Here is a 1,396-nt window from a genome sequence, read left to right as displayed (position 1 = left end):
CCCACTTAATTACTAGGGTGCTCCATGACGAGACACAGCCAGTCATTCAAAAAAACGATGGTCGATTTATGTCAATCGTCCAGCAGTATCCACGAGGTGGCACTCAAGACAGGCATGAGCCGGTCTCTACTGAGGCGATGGGTAGCAAGCTTTCAAGAGCATGGTGAGGCTGGCTTGATGCACAAGTACACCCACTACGATGCTCACTTCAAACTCGAAGTCTTGGAGCACATGGAGCGTGAAGGTCTGTCTGCTCATCAAACGTCGGTGCGCTTTGACATACGTGGCCCGAGCAGCATCAGTCGTTGGAAAAAGCTGTACGATGAAGGCGGAATCGAAGCACTTCATTCACGTCGTAATCAAGGCCGCCTTATGCCCCGTAAGCCCCCCAAGCCGTCGGAATCCAGCACGGATCATTCTCCCGACGCTAAGCTCACCCCTGAAGAAATGCTCAAAGAGCTGGCTTACCTGCGCGCGGAAAATGCGTACCTAAAAAAGCTCGATGCCTTGATCCAACAGCGCAAACAGACTGCGCCCGGGAAAAAACGCAGTCCGTCCAAGGATTAAGGCACGCACACCCGCTCGACCTGTTGCTTCGAGCCGCGGGCTTGGCACGCAGCACCTTCTACTACCAGGTCAAAGCGCTGGCTACCGACAAGCATGCCGATCTCAAAAGCCGGATCAGTAGCATCTTTCACGACCATAAAGGACGGTATGGCTATCGTCGAATCACTGCAGCGCTTGGCAACCAAGGCGAGCGGATCAATGAGAAAAAGGTGCGGAGACTGATGGGGCTGATGGACCTGAAATCGCAGGTACGAGAGAAGAAATACCGCGCCTATCGGGGTGCTGAGGGTGTGATATCTGCAAACCTGCTCAAGCGCGACTTTAAAGCCGAAGCGCCTAATCAAAAATGGGTGACCGATGTAACTGAGTTCAAAGTGAAGGGGCAGAAGCTGTTTTTGTCTCCAGTCATGGATCTCTACAATGGAGAGATTTTGGCGTACCAGATGAGCAAACGCCCTGAATTCAAGATGGTTTCGACAATGCTGGAAAAGGCCATCAAGCGCTTGGGGCCGGGCGACGAACCACTCATGCATTCAGATCAGGGCTGGCAATATAGGCAGCCGATCTACCGACACATGTTGGCCAAAAGCAATATCAAGCAAAGCATGTCTCGCAAAGGCAACTGTTGGGACAATGCGGCCATGGAGAGTTTTTTTGGCACGCTGAAGAGCGAGTTTTTCCACCTGGAGTCGTTTTCGAGCGTTGAGGATCTAGAGACACGACTGGTGGAATATATTACTTACTACAACCAGCACCGCATAAGCCTGAGACTCAATGGTATGAGTCCGGTACAATTTCGGACCCAAGCGCTGAGCCAATAGCATTTTTT

Annotated in this window: 1 protein-coding gene; it reads left to right on the top strand. The window is 51.8% G+C overall.

The window, feature by feature from the left end; all coding sequences use genetic code 11:
- The first annotated feature begins 24 nt into the window (after positions 1 to 24).
- A protein-coding gene (locus tag APH25_RS25400; RefSeq protein WP_371262531.1) for an IS3 family transposase occupies positions 25 to 1,388 on the top strand; the annotation gives its coding sequence in 2 pieces (ribosomal slippage) (positions 25 to 510 and positions 513 to 1,388; 1,362 coding nt in all).
- The last annotated feature ends 8 nt before the right edge of the window (positions 1,389 to 1,396 follow it).

The sequence above is a fragment of the Pseudomonas sp. NBRC 111119 genome, from assembly GCF_001320125.1.
Classification (GTDB): Bacteria; Pseudomonadota; Gammaproteobacteria; order Pseudomonadales; family Pseudomonadaceae; genus Aquipseudomonas; species Aquipseudomonas parafulva.
This window is presented reverse-complemented; position numbering and strand designations above follow the sequence as displayed.